General features: G+C 70.9%; 18 protein-coding genes. 10 read left to right on the plus strand and 8 right to left on the minus strand.

The annotated features are described in order from the left end of the window. Nucleotides 1–7: 7 nt before the first annotated feature. Entirely contained in the window at nucleotides 8–553 is a 546-nt protein-coding gene (locus H295_RS0124530) for an arginine repressor (RefSeq protein ID WP_020138005.1), read from the plus strand. Between the two features lie 65 nt (nucleotides 554–618). Here the strand turns inward: H295_RS0124530 and H295_RS0124535 are convergent, their stop codons facing one another. From H295_RS0124535 to H295_RS0124555, 5 genes are all read right to left on the minus strand, one after another. Further along, a complete protein-coding gene (locus H295_RS0124535; protein ID WP_234021671.1) occupies nucleotides 619–1,419 on the minus strand; it encodes an FAD:protein FMN transferase in 801 nt (266 codons plus the stop codon). Further along, entirely contained in the window at nucleotides 1,412–2,203 is a 792-nt protein-coding gene (locus tag H295_RS0124540; protein ID WP_043217907.1) for an FMN-binding protein, read from the minus strand. Before H295_RS0124540 ends, H295_RS0124535 begins: the two co-directional genes overlap by 8 nt. A gap of 29 nt (nucleotides 2,204–2,232) precedes the next feature. Beyond that, complete coding sequence (locus H295_RS0124545; RefSeq protein ID WP_020138008.1) at nucleotides 2,233–3,615, minus strand: ferric reductase-like transmembrane domain-containing protein; 1,383 nt, start codon at nucleotides 3,613–3,615, stop codon at nucleotides 2,233–2,235. Between the two features lie 77 nt (nucleotides 3,616–3,692). After that, complete coding sequence (locus H295_RS0124550; RefSeq protein WP_020138009.1) at nucleotides 3,693–4,157, minus strand: FMN-binding protein; 465 nt, start codon at nucleotides 4,155–4,157, stop codon at nucleotides 3,693–3,695. 19 nt (nucleotides 4,158–4,176) lie between these two features. Further along, on the minus strand, nucleotides 4,177–5,529 hold the full coding sequence (locus H295_RS0124555; RefSeq protein WP_020138010.1) for a ferric reductase-like transmembrane domain-containing protein: 1,353 nt from the start codon (nucleotides 5,527–5,529) through the stop codon (nucleotides 4,177–4,179). Between the two features lie 148 nt (nucleotides 5,530–5,677). Here H295_RS0124555 and H295_RS0124560 point away from each other — a divergent pair, with 148 nt between their 5' ends. Both H295_RS0124560 and H295_RS0124565 read left to right on the plus strand, forming a co-directional pair. Then, complete coding sequence (locus tag H295_RS0124560; protein WP_020138011.1) at nucleotides 5,678–6,418, plus strand: response regulator transcription factor; 741 nt, start codon at nucleotides 5,678–5,680, stop codon at nucleotides 6,416–6,418. Then, nucleotides 6,415–7,857 carry a sensor histidine kinase gene (locus H295_RS0124565; protein ID WP_020138012.1) on the plus strand — a complete coding sequence of 481 codons (1,443 nt, stop codon included), beginning with the start codon at nucleotides 6,415–6,417 and terminating at the stop codon, nucleotides 7,855–7,857. The genes H295_RS0124560 and H295_RS0124565 overlap by 4 nt, the downstream gene beginning before the upstream one ends. A gap of 3 nt (nucleotides 7,858–7,860) precedes the next feature. Here H295_RS0124565 and H295_RS0124570 read toward each other — a convergent pair whose 3' ends face one another. Beyond that, nucleotides 7,861–8,448, minus strand: coding sequence for a pyridoxamine 5'-phosphate oxidase family protein (locus H295_RS0124570; protein WP_020138013.1), 588 nt, complete (start codon nucleotides 8,446–8,448; stop codon nucleotides 7,861–7,863). Between the two features lie 121 nt (nucleotides 8,449–8,569). Then, the gene (locus H295_RS0124575) at nucleotides 8,570–9,457 is read right to left on the minus strand and encodes a hypothetical protein (RefSeq protein WP_020138014.1); all 888 of its coding nucleotides are present in this window, start codon (nucleotides 9,455–9,457) and stop codon (nucleotides 8,570–8,572) included. A gap of 197 nt (nucleotides 9,458–9,654) precedes the next feature. Here H295_RS0124575 and argH point away from each other — a divergent pair, with 197 nt between their 5' ends. The 4 genes from argH (at nucleotide 9,655) to H295_RS0124595 (ending at nucleotide 14,307) form a co-directional block, all read left to right on the plus strand. After that, the gene (argH, locus tag H295_RS0124580; protein ID WP_020138015.1) at nucleotides 9,655–11,085 is read left to right on the plus strand and encodes an argininosuccinate lyase; all 1,431 of its coding nucleotides are present in this window, start codon (nucleotides 9,655–9,657) and stop codon (nucleotides 11,083–11,085) included. Nucleotides 11,086–11,188: 103 nt separating this feature from the next. Continuing rightward, nucleotides 11,189–12,160, plus strand: coding sequence for an aldo/keto reductase (locus H295_RS0124585; protein ID WP_020138016.1), 972 nt, complete (start codon nucleotides 11,189–11,191; stop codon nucleotides 12,158–12,160). Nucleotides 12,161–12,244: 84 nt separating this feature from the next. Then, complete coding sequence (locus H295_RS0124590) at nucleotides 12,245–12,793, plus strand: TetR/AcrR family transcriptional regulator (protein ID WP_020138017.1); 549 nt, start codon at nucleotides 12,245–12,247, stop codon at nucleotides 12,791–12,793. Beyond that, a complete protein-coding gene (locus H295_RS0124595; protein WP_020138018.1) occupies nucleotides 12,790–14,307 on the plus strand; it encodes an MFS transporter in 1,518 nt (505 codons plus the stop codon). Before H295_RS0124590 ends, H295_RS0124595 begins: the two co-directional genes overlap by 4 nt. Before the next feature lie 54 nt (nucleotides 14,308–14,361). Here the strand turns inward: H295_RS0124595 and H295_RS0124600 are convergent, their stop codons facing one another. Next, complete coding sequence (locus H295_RS0124600; RefSeq protein ID WP_020138019.1) at nucleotides 14,362–15,033, minus strand: lysophospholipid acyltransferase family protein; 672 nt, start codon at nucleotides 15,031–15,033, stop codon at nucleotides 14,362–14,364. 371 nt (nucleotides 15,034–15,404) lie between these two features. On the opposite strand from H295_RS0124600, the gene H295_RS0124605 reads away from it, so the two are divergent. The 3 genes from H295_RS0124605 (at nucleotide 15,405) to H295_RS0124615 (ending at nucleotide 17,699) form a co-directional block, all read left to right on the plus strand. After that, nucleotides 15,405–16,574: a glycerophosphodiester phosphodiesterase gene (locus H295_RS0124605; protein WP_020138020.1), complete on the plus strand. Its 1,170-nt coding sequence runs from the start codon at nucleotides 15,405–15,407 to the stop codon at nucleotides 16,572–16,574. Nucleotides 16,575–16,649: 75 nt separating this feature from the next. Beyond that, nucleotides 16,650–17,156 (plus strand): sigma-70 family RNA polymerase sigma factor, encoded by a 507-nt coding sequence (locus H295_RS0124610; RefSeq protein WP_020138021.1) that lies wholly within the window; start codon nucleotides 16,650–16,652, stop codon nucleotides 17,154–17,156. A gap of 45 nt (nucleotides 17,157–17,201) precedes the next feature. Next, a complete protein-coding gene (locus H295_RS0124615) occupies nucleotides 17,202–17,699 on the plus strand; it encodes a GNAT family N-acetyltransferase (protein ID WP_020138022.1) in 498 nt (165 codons plus the stop codon). Nucleotides 17,700–17,765 lie beyond the last annotated feature (66 nt).

Genomic DNA, 17,765 nt, shown 5'->3' on the forward strand with positions numbered 1-17,765 from the left:
GACGACGATGAGTCATGCGCAGGAGCACGAGCACAACGGGGGCGCCGGGCCTGCCGTGCCGCAGACGCGGACCGCGCGCCACCGCCGGATCGTGGACATCCTCAACCGGCAACCGGTGCGGTCGCAGAGCCAGTTGGCGAAGCTGCTGTCCGACGACGGGCTGAGCGTCACGCAGGCGACGCTCTCCCGGGACCTCGACGAGCTCAACGCGGTGAAGATCCGCAACACCGACGGCGACCTGATCTACGCGGTGCCGAGCGAGGGGGGTTTCCGGACCCCTCGGGCGCCGCTCGGGGAGTCGGCGAAGGAGGAGCGGATGCGGCGGCTCTCGCAGGAGCTGCTGATCTCTGCGGAGGCTTCGGCGAACCTGGTGGTCCTGCGGACTCCTCCGGGGGCTGCGCAGTTCTTGGCCTCGGCTATTGACCAGGCTGAGCTGCATGACATCTTGGGGACGATCGCCGGTGACGACACGTTGATGCTGATCAGCCGGAATCCTACGGGGGGTCAGGCGCTGGCCGAGCATTTGTTGCGGTTGGCTCAGAACGGGCACTGAGGGTTGTTCGTCGGGTGCGGGTGTGTGGGGGCTGGTCGCGCAGTTCCCCGCGCCCCTAAAGGCCTTCACCCCAGCCTTGCTGCCAGGCCCCCCGTGATCAGTACCTCGTCGCCTGCCGTGATCAGTAGGGCCTCCGTGTCCGGCAGGCTCTCCAGCCAGGCCAGGCCCTCCCTCGAACCCATCGCGAAGGCCGCCGTCGCCCAGCAGTCCGCCCAGGTCAGGGTGGGGGCCACTACTGTCACCGCCACCAGGTCCGTGACCGCCGAGCGGCCCGTTCTGGGGTCGACGATGTGGGCGCCGCGTTCGGCCGAGCCCGAGGTCGCCACCGCCAGCTCCGCCGCTCCCGCCGCCGAGACCACGGCCGCCAGGCCGCCCGGGCGCAGGGGGTCCGAGACGCCCACGCGCCACGGGCGTTCGGGGCCCGGCACGCCCAGCAGCTGGACGTCCCCGCCGCCGTTGACGCTCACCCCGGTCGGTCCCGCGAGAGCGACCCGGCGGGCCGCGCGTTCCACCGCCCAGCCCTTGACGATGCCCGTCGGGTCGAGGCGGCCCTCGTAGCGCATGCTGAACCAGCCGTCGCTCAAGTGCTCGGCCTCGGCGCCGAGTTCCAGGACCTCGGCGACCTCGGGGTCGCACTCGGCGACCGTCAGCTCACCGCGGGCCAGCCGGGAGACCTGGCTGTCGTCGCGGTAGGTGCTGAACACCTCGTTCACGCGGTGCAGTTGCGCCACCGCCTCCCGTACCGCCGTCTGTACGGCGACGGGTTCCCCGCCGCGGACGTCGAAGGAGAAGACCGTCCCCATGACCTCCTCCACGTGACGTACCGCGGCGGGAGCTTGTGCCGGCTCGGTCACCGTGTCAGCCACCGGCCTGGTCCAGCGCGGACTGGAGCGACTTCTTGTAGCCCTCGCTGGTGTAGGTCGCCCCGGACACCGAGTCGATGTCCGCGCTGCCCGCCGCCACCGCCTCCTGGTTGAGCTTCGGGATCGACAGCTCCGTCTTCTGGTCGCTGGTCCCGCCCTTGGGCGCCTGGACCGCCTCGGCGTTGGTGATCTTGCCGCCGCTGACCGTGATGCGGACCTGGACCGGCCCGTACTGCGTCTGGGCGACCGCGCCGGTGACCGTCTTGGCCGCCGCCGCTCCGCCGCCGCCCGCCGGCTTGGAGGGCTGCGCCGACGGCTGGGCCTGCTGGGCGGCCGCGTTCGCCTTGTCGATCGCCGACTGGAGCGACTTCTTGTAGCCCTCGCTGGTGTACGTCGCCCCGGAGACCGTGTCGACGTCGGACTTCTGCTCGGCGACCGTGGCCTGGGTGAGCTTCGGGATGGACAGCGCGGTCTTCGCGTCGCTCTCGCCGCCCTTGGGCGCCTGGACCGCCTCCGCCTTGGTGATCCTGTTGCCGCTGACGGTGATCCGGACCTGGACCGGGCCGTACTGCGTCTGGACCACGTCACCGGTGACCTGACCGCCCGCGGCCGCCCCCGTGCCGCCCTGGGCCGACTCCTGCGCCGCCGCCGTCTGCTGCGGCAGCGTGCCGCCCGCCTGGGCGGACGCCGGGTCCGAGGAGGGCTTCAGCGACAGCATCAGCACGACACCGGAGACGGTGGCGGCGGTCGCGAGCACGACTCGACGGACGGGGTGAGACTTCCTCATCGCTTCAACAGCTCCTGGATTCCCGTCGCTCACATCTCGAACGACTCGTGATGGATGCGGCGGGCGGGCACACCCGCGCCGCGCAGTGCTTCGTACACGGTCTGCGCGAAGCCGTTCGGCCCGCACATGAACACGTCGTGCTTGTCGATGTCGGGGAGCTTGCGCTGGAGGGACTCCGCGGAGATGTCCGGGCGCTCCCCGTCCGGACTGTTGACCGCGTACATCAGCCGGGCCCCGCGCTCCTCCGCGATGACGGCGAGCTCGTCCCACAGGGCCAGGTCCTGGGTGGTGTTGGCCCGGTACAGGAGGGTGATGTCACCGGCCGCGCCCGGCAGCGTCTCGAACAGGGCCCGCATCGGCGTGATGCCGACACCGCCGGCCACCAGCAGCACCTTGCCGCGGCTGCGGCGCTGGGCGGTCATGGCGCCGTAGGGGCCCTCGGCCCACACCTTGGTGCCCGGCTCCAGCTCGCGCAGCCGCTCGCTGTGGTCGCCGATCGCCTTCACCGTGATCCGCAGCATGCCCGGTCGGGGCGCCGCGGACAGCGAGTAGGGGTGGGAGCTGAACCGCATGCCCGGCGCGAGGAACCGCCAGCGGAAGAAGTGGCCCGCCTCGGCGCCCATCCGGTGCAGCTTCCGGCCGCCGATCAGGACGGACACCACGCCGGGCGTCTCCTCGATGACCGCCTCGACGTACATGCGGTGCCGCAGGTTCAGCCGGATCGGGGTGAGGATGCGGTACCAGACGACCAGCGCGGTGACCGAGCCGTACAGCCCGTACCAGACGGTCTTGGCGACCGGCTCGACCGCGAAGTCGTTGCCGGTGGTCAGCTGGTGCCAGAAGGTCAGGAAGACCGCCGCGTACGTCAGCAGGTGGACGTGGTACCAGGTGTCGTACGGAATGCGCCGGCGCACCCCGCCGATCGAGATCAGCCCGATGAGGAACAGCAGACCGGTGCCGATGGCCGCCTTGCCCATGTCGGGCAGCTGGTTGATGGAGTCCGTCGTCTGCTGGACGATGTCGCCGAGGCCCTTGCCCGCCTGGAGGGCGTAGCCCCACATGATCAGGAAGACGTGGGCGACGACCAGGCAGAGCGTGTAGCGGCCGGTCATCGCGTGCCAGCGGGCGACCCGGTCGGATCCCACCCGGCGCTCCAGCGCGGGCACCCGGGCCATCTGGAGCACCACGAGCGCCATCAGATAGCCCGCCAGCAGACCGGTGATCCGGCCCGCGTTGAGGATCTTGCTGTTGTCGTCGGCCACGGACGGCGTGTTGTGCCACCACAGCCACAGCACACCGGCCGCGCCCGCCCATACGGCGATCAGCAGGACGGTCGCCGGGGAACGGCGCGGGCGGATGCGGCGCATCGTCTGGCGGCGGGCGGCGCGGCCGCCTGCGAGCGTCGTGGTCACGTTTCCTCCGGATACGGGGGCAAGGGGGGTGGGCGTGGTCCCTTGGTCCTTGGATACGTGCCGTGACGCCACTGTGTTCAGCCTGCCGCGGAGTCCAGTGCGGACTGGAGTGACTGGCGGTAACCGTCACTCGTGTACGTGGCCCCGGAGACCGTGTCGATGTTCGCACTCTGGGCCGTCAGCGCCTCGGTCCGCAGCCGGGGCAGGGCGAAGCTGTTGATCTCCTGGTCCCGTGGGTTGTCGGTCGGGTAGGCGACCGCCGTGACGTCGGTGAGCCTGCGGTCCTTGATGGTGATACGGACCTGGACGGGACCCCAGCGGGTCTGGATCGTGTCACCGGTGACGGTCCTCGTACCGGTGCCGGTGCCGGTCCCCCCGGTGCCGCTCGACGCGCTCGCGCTGCCCGAGGGCGCGGGCAGCGCCAGGGCGGCCTGCGGCGAAGCGTGCGGCTTCAGCGACAGCAGCATCACCATCCCGGACAGGGTGGCGGCGCTCGCCAGCACGATCCGGCGCAGCGGACGGTTCTTCTTCAGCGCGTGCACTTCTACGGCCTCACAGGTCTCAGAGTTCGAACGACTCGTGGTGGATCCGGCTGTCCGGGACCCCGGCGGCCCGCAGTTCCTCGTAGAGGTCCCGGGCGAAGCCGTGCGGGCCGCAGAGGTAGACGTCGTGACCCGCGAGGTCCGGGACGGCCGACCGCAGGGAGTGGGCGGACAGATCCGGGCGGCGGCCGTCCGGCCCGTTGAGCGCGTACAGCACCTTCGCGCCGCGCCAGCGGGCCAGGGCCTCCAGTTCGCCCCCGAGAGCGAGGTCCTCCGCGGTGCGGGCCCGGTAGAGCAGGGTGACCTCGCCCGGGAGCGTCTCGAACAGGGCCCGCATCGGCGTGATGCCGACACCCGCGGCGACGAGCAGGGACTTGTGCGAGGACTGCCGGTCCCCGGTCAGCGAGCCGTACGGCCCCTCCGCCCACACCCGGGTGCCCGGCCGCAGCAGCGCGACGGCCGTACTGTGATCGCCCAGCGCCTTGACGGTGATCCGCATCCGGTCGCGGCGGGGCGGCGCCGACAGGGAGTACGGCGTCGAGGTCCAGCCCATGCCCTCCCCGAGGAACCGCCAGCGGAAGAACTGCCCCGCCCGCGCGCCCAGTTCGTCCAGCCGCCGGCCGCGCACCACGACCGAGTACACCCCGGGCGCCTCCCGGTGCACCGACTCCACCCGCAGCCGGTGCCGCAGGTTCAGCCGGACCGGGGCGAGGATCCGGAACCACAGGACCAGGGCGGCGACGCCGAGATAGAGCGCGTACCAGGCCGCTGTCGCCGCCGTGTTGCCGTTGAAGTCGTTGCCGAGGGCCAGTTGGTGACCGAAGGCGAGGAACACCGCCGCGTAGGTGAGGAGATGGACGTAGTACCAGAACTCGTGGCTGGTGCGGCGGCGCACCGCCCGCGCGGAGGTGACGCCGACGGCGAGGAGGATCACCGTACCGGCGGTGGCCTTGAGCATCTCCGGGTAGTCCAGGACCACCGTGAGCGTCTCGTGCCAGAGCGAGGCCCCGTCCTGGGCCGCGTACCCGGCGAGGATCAGCCCGACGTGCGCGAGCAGCAGACAGACCGTGTACCGGCCGGCCATCGCATGCCACCGGGCCACCCGGTCCGAGCCGATCCGCCGCTCCAGCAGCGGAACCCGCGCCATCAGGCCCACCAGCACCGCGCAGGCGTACCCGCACAGCAGCCCGGCGATCCGCCCGGCGCCGGTCAGCCATCCGGCGGTACCGACCACGGAACCGGTGTCCGACCACCACAGGGCGAGCACGGCCGCCGCTCCCGCCCAGAGCAGGGCCAGTACGACACCCGCGGGTGATCGTCGCGCGGGCGGCGCCACGGCCGGTGCGGCCCGCCGCTCGTACACGGTGGTCATACGGTGTCCTTTCGCCTGTCCTGGACACCACTGTGCGAGGGCAACCTCTGAGGACCCTCTGAACGGGCGCCCGCTGAGCCCACTCAGAGGAAACTCAGAGCATCCCGCGCTGTCCGACCGCTGCTCCGGGGGAGATCCTGGTAGGGCCATGAACACGACCCGCTCCGGCCGCCCCGCCCTCACCCGCCCCGACGGCACCCCGCTGCGTGTCCTCGTCGTCGACGACGACCCGGACCTCGCCGAGGTCCTCTCCGGCGCCCTGCGCTACGAGGGCTGGCAGATCCGTACGGCCGGGGACGGCGCCTCGGCGGTGGCCGCCGCCCGGGAGCTGCTGCCGGACGCCGTGGTCCTGGACGTGATGCTCCCGGACACCGACGGCTTCGCCGTCCTGCGGGACCTGCACACCGTGAAGGCGGACGTCTGCGTGCTCTTCCTGACCGCACGGGACGCCGTCGAGGACCGCATCAAGGGCATCACGGCGGGCGGCGACGACTACGTCACCAAGCCCTTCAGCCTGGAGGAGGTGGTCGCCCGGCTGCGCGGACTGCTGCGCCGCGCGGGCATGGCCCGCCAGCTGGACGAGGGCCCGCGGCTCACCGTCGGCGACCTGGTCATGGACGAGGAGGCCCGCGAGGTCACCCGCGGCGGCGATCTGATCGAACTGTCCCCGACCGAGTTCGAGCTGCTGCGGTTCCTCATGCGCAACCCGCGCCGGGTGCTCAGCAAGGCGCAGATCCTCGACCGGGTCTGGTCCTACGACTTCGGGGGCCGCGCCCACGTCGTCGAGCTGTACATCTCCTACCTGCGCAGAAAGGTGGACGCGGGCCGCGAACCGATGATCCACACCGTGCGCGGGGCGGGCTACGTCCTCAAACCGGTGACGTCGTGAGGACCCCGTGGCCGCACACCCTGCGGGCCCGGCTCACCCTCGGCCTCGTGGTGCTGCTGGCGGTCAGCTGTGCCGCGGTCGGCGGCGCCGCGGTGCTCGGCCTGCGGGGCTTCCTCACCAGCCGCCTCGACGAGCAGCTGACGGAGGCCGGGAACAGGTTCGCGGTGAGCCTGGAACACCAGGGGCAACCGGTGAAGGACGACCACGACGGCGACGAGCACGGCGACACCCGGAGGCAGGCCACCGGCACCTTCGGCGCCCGGCTGGTGGACGGCGGCGTCACCAACGCGGCGGTGGTCCGCTCCGCCGGCACCATGAACGTCGACCTCACCGCCGCCGACCGCGCCCGGCTCGCCGCGATCCCGGCCGACGGCCGGGGCCACAGCGTCGACCTCTCCGCGCTGGACGACTACCGCATGCTCGCCTCCCGCGGCCTGGACGGCGACATCCTGGTCACCGGTCTGCCCCTGGAGCCCGTCGAGGCCACCGTCCACCGCCTCGTCCTGGTCGCCGGGATCGTGTTCGGAGCCGCCCTCACCGCCACCGGCGTCGCGGGCGCCCTGTGGGTGCGCTGGGCCCTGCGCCCACTCAGCCGGGTCGCTGCGACCGCCACCCGGGTCAGCGAACTCCCGCTGGCCAGCGGGGAGGTGGCCCTGCCGCCCCGGGCCCCCGAGTCCGACCCGCGCAGCGAGGTGGGCCAGGTCGCGGGCGCCTTCAACCGCATGCTCGGCCATGTCGAGGACGCCCTGACCAAACGGCACGCGAGTGAGGAGCGGCTGCGCAGCTTCGCCGCCGACGCCAGCCACGAACTGCGCACCCCGGTCGCATCGGTGCGCGGCCACGCCGAACTCGCCCTGCTGCACCCCGGCCCGGTCCCGCCCGAGGTCACCCGGGCCCTGGAACGCATCGCCGCCGAGTCCACCCGCATGGGCGCGATGGTCGACGACCTGCTCCTGCTGGCCCGCCTGGACGCGGGCCGTCCCCTGGAGTCCGCCCCCGTCGACCTCACCCGTCTGGTCCTCGACGCCCTCTCGGACGCGCGGGCCATCGGCTCCGGTCACCGCTGGGAGCTGGACCTCCCCGAGGACCCGGTCACGGTCACCGGCGACGAACACCGCCTCCACCAGGTCCTGGCCAACCTGCTGTCCAACGCCCGTCTGCACACCCCGGCGGGCACCAAGGTGACGGTGGCCCTGGAGACCGACGGCACCAAGGCCACCCTGACGGTCCACGACGACGGTCCCGGCATCCCGGACGACATCCGGCCGGGCGTCTTCGAGCGCTTCACCCGGGCCGACCGCAGCACCAAGGCCCCCACCGGCGGCGCGGGCCTCGGCCTGTCGATCGTGGCCGCGGTGGTGGAGGCGCACGGGGGAGAGGTGACCGTGGAGAGCCGACCGGGATCGACGACGTTCACGGTCCGGCTCGTGAGCGGGTGAACGTCAGACCGCGGAGGGCGGCAACGGCAGCGGCAGTCCGGGGAGCCCGTCCAGGCTCGTGGCGATGTGCTCCTTCTTGGCGAAGTACGCGCTCAGGGAGTCGTCGTCCTCGCGCGCGAAGCGCTTGCCGTGCAGCTCGCGGTCGCCGTCGTACGACATGTAGGGCACCGCGTAACCGCAGGAGTCCCGGACGACCTCGGCCGTCACGACGACGATCGCCCGCAGGCCGTGCAGGGTCGGGTCGATGTCCGGGAAGCGGGAGAGCAGGTCCGCGAAGCGCGGGTCGTCCCGGAAGACGGGCTCACCGCGTCCGTGCACCCGCACGATGTTCGGCGGTCCCTGGAACGCGCACCACATCAGGGTGATCCGGCCGTTCTCCCGCAGATGCGCGATCGTCTCGGCGTTGGATCCCGCGAAGTCGAGGTAGGCCAGGGTCAGTTTGTCGAGGATCACGAAGGAGCCGCGCAGACCCTTGGGGGAGAGGTTGACCGTGCCGTCGCCGGAGAGCGGGGCGGTCGCGGTGAAGAAGAGGGGCTGCGCCTCGATGAAGGTGCGCAGCCGGCCGTCTATGCGCTCATAGGTCTTTCCCATGTCTAAGCATTATGGGTCCAAACCTTTTGCCTGTCTAAGCAATTGGGGCGTCCGCTTGCGCGGACCTGCCCGTGGCCGCCCCGGCCGGCGCTCACACGGGGCGGCCACAGCGCCTGTCACGTCACTTGGTGAGCGTGCAGGCGGCCAGGGAGTCGAGGCCCTGGGGCTTCGCCGCGGTACGGCCGATGGAGATGGCGATGCGGTCGATGGTCGACTTCCGCTTGTCGGCCAGCGGGCCGAGGATGGCGTTGTTGACGAAGTTGGGGCCGCCCTGTCCGACGGTGTCGACGAGGCGCTTGTTGGCCTCGTTGATCTGGGTCTGGAGCAGGGTCAGGTTGCGGGTGACCTCCGCCTGCGCGGTGGCCGGGATCGCGGGCAGCTTCGAGGCCACGTCCGGGCAGGAAATCGTGCCGACCGCGGCGTTGCCCCCGGCGGCCGCGTTGTTGCCCGCGTTGGCGTTCCCGTTGCCCGCGTTGGCGTTCGCGTTGCCGTTCCCCTTGCCGGCGTTGGCGTTGCCACCCGCGTTGGCGTTCGCATTGCCGTTGTTGGCGGCCGCTCCGGCGCCGTTCAGCGCGCAGGGCGCGAGCGCGTCCAGGCCCTGCGGCTTGGCCGCGGTACGGCCGATGGCCGTGGCGATGCGGTTGACCGTGGCCACGCGCTTGTCCTTCAGCGGGCCGAGGATGGCGTTGTTGACGAAGTTGGGGCCGCCCTGTCCGACGGTGTCGACGAGGCGCTTGTTGGCCTCGTCGATCTGGGTCTGGAGCAGGGTCAGGTTGCGGGTGACCTCGGCCTGGGCGGAGGCGGGGATCGCGGGCAGCTTTGAGGCCACGTCCGGGCAGGAGATGCTGCCGGGGGAGGCGAGGGTGCGCGCGGTGGTGCTGCCGCTGCTCTTGGAGGTCTCCCCGGCGAGGGCGGTACCGGCGACGATCGCGCCGGTCAGAGCCACGGCGGCGGCGCCACCGATGATCGCCACGCGGCGCTGGTTGTACTTCGGAAGAGCCCTGGACATGCGGATGCCTCACTCGGGGTCGGGAGTGGTCTTCGTTGACAAACGCGGCGCCTGCGTTCGGCGTGAAGTACGGGCAAGCGGTTTCGGGTGTTCAAAGGGACCGCAAATTCTCCGCCCCCGAATCCCGAATTGACGAATCATGCAGAGCTCTGCATAATCATGCATAACGTTGAGTGCAGCGGTGAGGAGCAACGCAAGTGAGCAGCAACAGCGGTGACGTCCGGCTCTGGGGCGGTCGTTTCGCCGACGGCCCCGCCGAGGCCCTGGCCAAGCTGTCCGCGTCCGTCCACTTCGACTGGCGGCTCGCGCCCTACGACATCGCCGGTTCGCGGGCCCACGCGCGCGTGCTGCACAAGGCGGGCCTGCTGAGCGAGGACGAGCTCCAGCGCATGCTCGCCGGACTCGACCAGCTGGAGGCCGACGTGGCCGACGGCTCCTTCGTGGGCACCATCGCCGACGAGGACTGCCACACCGCCCTGGAGCGGGGCCTGCTGGAGCGCGTCGGCCCCGACCTCGGCGGCAAGCTGCGCGCAGGCCGCTCCCGCAACGACCAGATCGCGACCCTCTTCCGCATGTACCTGCGGGACCACGCCCGGATCATCGGCGGCCTGATCGCCGAGCTCCAGGACGCGCTCGTCGGTCTCGCGGAGGCCCACCCGGACGTGGCGATGCCCGGCCGCACCCACCTCCAGCACGCCCAGCCGGTGCTGTTCGCGCACCACGTCCTGGCGCACGTCCAGTCCCTGTCCCGGGACGCGGAGCGGCTGCGCCAGTGGGACGAGCGGACGGCGGTCTCGCCGTACGGCTCGGGAGCGCTCGCGGGATCCTCCCTCGGCCTCGACCCGGAGGCGGTGGCGAAGGACCTCGGCTTCGAGCACGGCTCGGTCGGCAACTCCATCGACGGCACGGCCTCCCGTGACTTCGTCGCGGAGTTCGCCTTCATCACCGCGATGATCGGCGTCAACCTCTCCCGGATCGCCGAGGAGATCATCATCTGGAACACGAAGGAGTTCTCCTTCGTGACCCTCCACGACGCGTTCTCCACGGGCTCGTCGATCATGCCCCAGAAGAAGAACCCGGACATCGCGGAGCTGGCGCGCGGCAAGAGCGGCCGCATGATCGGCAACCTGACGGGCCTGATGGCCACCCTCAAGGCCCTGCCCCTCGCCTACAACCGCGACCTCCAGGAGGACAAGGAGCCCGTCTTCGACTCCTGCGACCAGCTGGAGGTCCTGCTCCCCGCCTTCACCGGCATGATGGCCACCCTCACGGTCAACCGGGAGCGCATGGAGGAACTGGCCCCGGCCGGCTTCTCCCTCGCCACCGACATCGCCGAATGGCTGGTCAAGCAGGGCGTGCCCTTTCGGGTCGCCCACGAGGTCGCAGGCGAGTGCGTCAAGGCCGCCGAGGCCGAGGGCAAGGAACTGAACGACCTGACGGACGAGCAGTTCGCGAAGATCAGCGCCCACCTGACCCCCGAGGTCCGCACGGTCCTGAACGTGCCGGGTGCGTTGGCATCGAGGAACGGCAGGGGCGGAACGGCTCCGAGCGCGGTGGCGGTCCAGCTGGCAGAGGTGAAGGCGAACCTGGCAGCACAGCATGAGTGGGTTCGGGCGCAGGGCCTTTAGGGGCGCGGGGAACTGCGCGACAAGCCACGACGTCGCCGCACCCGCCAACGCGCCGAACAATCACCCCGTGAGGCGAACGGGCATCCCGCGTTACGTTGGCGGCATGCCCTTCGCCAGACTCGCCACCGCCACAACCCCCACCTCCCACATCGGCCTCGGTCTCGCCGCAGTGGGCCGCCCGGGCTACATCAACCTGGGCCGAGACAGTGACCTCGGAGACGACCGCACCGTAGAGGCCCTCCGCACCCGCACGCACGAACTCCTCGACGCCGCCTACTTCCAAGGCGTCCGCTACTTCGACGTCGCCCGCTCCTACGGCCGCAGCGAGGAGTTCCTGGCGGACTGGCTCAACAGGACCCCCGGCCGAAACGACGTAGTCATCGGCAGCAAGTGGGGCTACACCTACACCGCCGGCTGGACCACCGACGCCGAGAAGCACGAGGTCAAGGACCACAGCGTCCGGACGTACGACCGCCAGCGCGCCGAGACCGCCGAACTCCTCGGCGACCACCTGGACCTCTACCAGATCCACTCGGTGACCCCGGACAGCCCGGCCCTCACCGACAAGGACCTCCACGCGAGGCTCGCGGAGGCCGCGGCCGAGGGAACCACCATCGGCTTCTCGACCAGCGGCCCCGCCCAGGCGGACGCGATCCGCGCCGCGCTGGAGGTGACGGTCGACGGCGAACCCCTCTTCCGTACGGTCCAGTCGACGTACAACGCCCTGGAGACCTCGGCCGCCCCCGCCCTGGCCGAGGCCCACGACGCCGGACTCACGGTGATCGTCAAGGAGGGCATGGCCAACGGCAGGCTCGCCGCACCCCACGCGCCTGACGCCCTGAAGGCCGTGGCCGAGGAGACGTCCCTCGGCTGCGACTCGGTGGCCCTCGCACTCGTCCTCCGGCAGCCCTGGGCGGGAGTGGTCCTGTCCGGCGCGGCCACGACGAGCCAGCTCGCCTCCAACCTCCACGCCGCCGTGGTCGACCTGGACGAGGGGCAGCTGTCCCGGCTCGCACAGCTGGCGGAGGAGCCGCAGGCCTACTGGCAACGGCGCGGGCAGCTGCCCTGGCACTGAGAGGAACCCGGCTCCGGTCGACGTGGATGAGACCTCCGTACCTCGCATGAGACACAAACGTCTCATGCGAGGTACTCTTGTCTCATGGCTGTCGATCGTGACCACGTGCTGCGCAGTGCCGCGGCCCTGCTGACCCGCAAATCCACCGCGACCATGGACGAGGTCGCCAAGGCCGCCGGGATCAGCCGGGCCACCCTGCACCGCCACTTCGCCGGACGGGACGCTCTGGTGAAGGCGCTGGAGGAGCACGGCATCGCCGAGTGCGAGGCCGCCCTCGACGCGGCCCGCCTCGACGAAGGGTCCGCGAGCGAAGCCGTCGGCAGGCTCGTCCACGAGATCGAACCCGTCGCCGGACTGCTGGCCTTCCTCTACGGCGAGAACGAACTGTGGGAGGACGGCGGCAGTGACCCCTGGTCGCGGCTGGACCTCCGGATCGCCTCGGTGTTCGTGCGCGGCCAGCAGAGCGGCGAGTTCCGCATCGACCTCAGCCCGGTCTGGCTCACCGAGGCGCTCTACGGTCTGGTCGCCTCGTGCGCCTGGGCCACCCAGGCGGGCCGCGTCGCCCCCAAGGACTTCACCCACATGATCACCGGGCTGCTGCTCGGCGGCGCCCTACGGAGAGAGGAATCATGACCAGCACCCTGCGGCCGGCGACCACGACCGAGGCGGTGCAGCGTCCGGGCCGTTGGCTCGCGCTGTCCGTCCTGGTGCTCGCCGTGCTGCTGGTGGCCGTCGACGCGACCGTCCTCGGTCTCGCGACCCCCTACATCAGCGAGGACCTGAAGCCGACTGGCACCCAGCTCCTGTGGATCGGCGACGTCTACTCCTTCGTCATCGCGGGCCTGCTCGTCTCGATGGGCAGCCTCGGCGACCGGATCGGCCGCAAGCGGATCCTGCTGTTCGGCGCGACGGCGTTCGGCGCGATGTCCGTCCTCAACGCCTATGCGACAACACCGGAGTTGATGATCCTGGCGCGAGCCCTGCTCGGCGTCGCCGGCGCGACCCTCATGCCCGCCACCCTGGCCCTGATCCGCAACATCTTCCACGACCCGCGCGAGCGCAGTCTCGCCGTCGGCATCTGGGGCGCCACCGCGTCGGCCGGTACGGCGGTCGGCCCCATCGTGGGCGGCTTCCTCCTCGAACACTTCTGGTGGGGCTCGGTCTTCCTGATCAACCTGCCGGTGATGGCGGTCCTGGTCCTCGTCGGCATCAAGCTGCTGCCGGAGTCCCGCAACCCGAACCCGGGCCCCTGGGACATGATCAGCGTCGTCCTGTCCCTGGTGGGCATGATCGCCGTGGTCTACGCGGTCAAGGAGGCCGCTTCGCACGGCGTCACCGCGGAGCCGATCGCCGCGGGCCTCCTGGGCACGGCAGCCCTCTACGCCTTCGTCCGCCGCCAGTTGACGCTGCCGGCCCCGCTCCTCGACATGCGGCTCTTCCGCAACCGCGGTTTCAGCGGTGCCGTCCTGGCCGACCTGCTGACCATCCTCGGCCTCTCCGGCCTGGTCTTCTTCCTCTCCCAGTACCTGCAACTGGTCCAGGAACGGCCCCCGTTGGAGGCGGGTCTGGCCGAACTCCCGGCGGCGGTCGGAGCGGTGGTGGCGGGGCTGGTCGCGGGCGCGGTGGCGCGCCGCTACTCGGTCCGCGCGGTGGTCTCCGGTGGTCTGGCCGCCATCGGCCTGGCCCTGGCCTCCCTGACCGTGCTCGACGAGTCCACGGGCTACCCGGTCCTGGGCGCGGCCCTGCTGGTCGTGGGCGTGGGCGCCGGCTTCTCCTTCACGGTCACGTCCGACGTGATCCTGTCGAGCGTCCCGAAGGACCAGGCGGGCGCGGCCTCGGCGGTCTCGGAGACGGCGTACGAACTGGGCGCGGCCCTGGGCATCGCGGTACTGGGCTCGATCGTGACGGGCGTCTACCAGGGCTTCACGGCGCCGCCGGGCACACCGGCCGGGGCGCACGAGTCGCTCGGTGGAGCAGTGGAGGCGGCGTCCGGCATGCCGGTGACTGCTGCGCAGGACCTCCTGATGTCAGCCCGAGGGGCTTTCGTCGACGGTCTCACCATCGCCGCCGGCGCGGGAGCGGCAGTCCTGCTGGCAACGTCAATAGCAGCCTGGTTCATGCTGAAGAACCAACGGTTGGGCTTCTAGGGGCGCGGGGAACTGCGCGAGAAGCCCCACCGGGCCGCACCCGACAACGAACCCCTACGCGGCCTTCGCCTTGGTCGCATACATGTCCACGTACTCCTGCCCCGACAACCGCATGACCTCAGTCATCACGGAGTCCGTGACGGCCCGCAGCACATACCGGTCCCGGTCCATCCCGTCATAGCGGGAGAACTCCATCGCCTCACCGAACCGCACGGTGACCCGCCCGGGACGGGGCATCCCCGAACCCCCCGGCTGCAACTTGTCCGTGCCGATCATTGCGAACGGCACCACGGGCGCGCCCGTCATCAGGGTCAGCCGGGCGATCCCCGTACGGCCCCGGTACAGCCGCCCGTCGGGCGACCGGGTCCCCTCGGGGTAGATGCCGAAGATCTTCCCCTCCTCCAGGATCCGCCGGCCCGTCATCAGCGCGGCCACGCCGCCGCGGCCGCCGTCGCGGTCCACCGGGATCATGCCGACCCCGGTGAAGAACCAGGCCATGAGGCGGCCCTTGAGGGACTTTCCGGTGACGTACTCGTCCTTGCCGATGAAGAACACCTGCCGGTCGCACACCAGCGGCAGGATCATCGAGTCGATGAAGGTGAGGTGGTTGCCGGCGAGGATGACGGGACCGTCGCCCGGGATGTGCTCCGCGCCCTCCACCTGCGGGCGGAACATCAGGCGCATGATCGGTCCGAGCACTGCCTTGATGAACACGAAGCGGGACAACGGGCCCTCCGATGTCAAGAGAACGGCCAAGGAAACTGTATGAGTCTGTGCAGGTGAGGACATTACTCGCGGCTCGGGGAATCGTGCACATCGAGCACCGCGGGTTCACCGAGGTCTTACGCATTGTTGACGCTCGTTTACCTGCGGCGAGGCCGCGTTGCCTGCCGGAAACCCGGTCGGAACGATGTGACGGACGTCGCCCCGACGGACGCGTACCCCGGCTCCACGCCCCGAAGCCGACGAGTCGTCAGACATCTGTTCCCATGCGACATCCCTCGTCACCCGCGTGTTCCGCCGCAGGTCTCCCGTCCGTCACGGATGGCGACCTACGATCGGCCCGCATCGAAGAGGCGACGGAAGAAGGGGTTCACATGGGATCGCAGGACGCGCACACGGACGGCACCGGACGACGGGCGCTTCTCGGAGCCGCGATGCTCGGCGCCGGGGGAGCGGTCCTGGGACTCTCGGGCACGGCGAGAGCGGCGACCGCGGGATCCGCCGGACACGGCGAGGGCGGCCTCCGGAGCCTGCCCGTGCCGACGGTCATCGGGCACCGGGGCGCCAGCGGCTACCGCCCCGAGCACACCTTCGGCTCCTACCAGCTCGCCCTCGACCTGGGCGCCGACATCGTCGAGGCCGGCGACCTCGTCCCCACCAGGGACGGCCACCTGGTCTGCCGTCACGAGCCGGAGATCGGCGGCACGACCGACGTCGCCGACCACAAGGAGTTCGCCGACCGCAGGACGACCAAGGTCCTCGACGGCGTCTCCACCACCGGCTGGTTCACCGAGGACTTCACGCTCGCCGAACTGAAGACGCTCCGCGCGATCGAGCGCATCCCGGCCAACCGCCCGCACAACACGCTCTACAACGGCCGCTGGGAGATCCCCACGTTCGAGGAAGTCCTCAAGTGGCAGGACGAGCAGACCCGCAGGCGCGGCAAGCAGGTCTGGATCTACCCCGAGACCAAGCACCCCACCTACTTCCGCAAGCTCGGCCTGGGCCTTGAGGAGCGGGTCGCCAAGCTCCTCCACAAGCACGGCAAGGACCGCCGCAACTCGCCGGTCATCCTCCAGTCCTTCGAGCCCACCAGCATCCAGCGCCTGAACAAGCTCGTCGACAACCCCTTGGTCGTGCTCCTGTCCGCGGCGAACACCCGCCCGTTCGACTTCGTCGAGAACGGTGACCCGCGCACGGTCGCCGACCTGATCACCCCCAAGGGCCTGCGGGAGATCGCCGGCTACGCCCAGGGCATCGGCCCGACCCTGGACCTCGTCGTCACGAAGAAGGCGGACGGCAGCCTCGACCAGGAGACCACCCTGGTCGCCGACGCCCACAGGGTCGGGCTGATCCTGCACCCCTACACCATGCGCAACGAGAACCCGTTCCTGCCGGCCGAGTACCGCAAGGGCACCGACGCGGACGCCTACGGAGACGCCTTCGGCGCCTTCCAGCGGTACTTCGCCACCGGCATAGACGGCGTGTTCACCGACAACCCGGACACCGGCGTCCTGGCCCGCCAGGACTTCGTCAACCGCTGAGCCACCGGCCCCCGATGGGGGTGACTTACGGCCGCCCGGGCAACCCGCGACCCGGGCGGCCGTGTCGTACCGCATATGACGCACGACTTGGTCACCACCTTGCGCCCGCTGCTCACCGCCGAGGCATCCGCGGAGGCACATGCCACCGGTACGGAACCGGGCGACCTCGAGCAGGCGGTCTGGGTCCGTCTCCTGGAGCACCTGGAGACCCAGGGCCCGCCTCTCGACCCGCCCGGCTGGCTCCGCCGGGCCGTCCGCTCCGAGTCCCGCCGCAGCCGTCGTACGACCCGTCTCGAACGGCCCTACGACACCGAGCCCGTGGCCGACGACGCCCCCACCCCCGAGCAGCTCACCCTCGCCGCGGCCCGCCGCCGGGCCGTCCGTGACGCGGTCCGCCGGCTGCCCGGCCGCTGCCCCTCTCTGCTGGCCGCCCTCCTCTCCCCGAAGGACCTCACGTACCGGGAGATCGCGGGGGAGTTGGGTATCTCACAGGGCAGTCTCGGTCCGGAACGTTCCAGATGCCTGGGATGTCTTCGCAGATTGCTCACACCGGAGGTTGCGGCACGCCGGGGGCGGGGATAGGAGTGGGGGACAACAGGCGATCAGGTGAGCGGGAGGCGTGCGCACATGGGCATGAGCGTGACCATCTCTGCGGCGGCCGAGCAGGACGCTGAGCAGATCTTCAGGCTGCAGTACCTGTGCTTCCAGAGTGAGGCGGCGCTGTACGGCAACTACCGCATCGACCCGCTCGTCCAGACCCTGGACTCGGTCCGTGCGGAGGTGGCTTCGGACTGCGTCTTCGTGGCCCGCCTGGGCGACGAGGTGGTCGGCTCGGTCCGCGGCCGGGTCACCGAGGACGGCTCGGCCGCCATCGGCAAACTCTGCGTCCACCCCCGCCTCCAGGGCCACGGCATCGGCGCCCGTCTCCTGCGCGCGGCCGAGTCGGCCCTGGCCGAACAGCGCGGGGCCACCAGCTTCCGCCTCCACACCGGCCACCGCAGCGAGGGCAACCTCCGCCTCTACCGCAAGGTCGGCTACCAGACGGTCGGCACGTCGGAGGGCGAGGACGGCGTCCCGATGATCGTCCTGGAGAAGCCCGCAGGAACATACGCAGCGACGGCCTGATTACCCACCAGGGGCGCGGGGAACTGCGCGACCAGCCACAACGGACCGGATGCCGCCGATCAGACC

Origin of the sequence: Streptomyces sp. 351MFTsu5.1, from assembly GCF_000383655.1 — a bacterium.
In the GTDB taxonomy this organism is placed as follows: Bacteria; Actinomycetota; Actinomycetes; order Streptomycetales; family Streptomycetaceae; genus Streptomyces; species Streptomyces griseorubiginosus.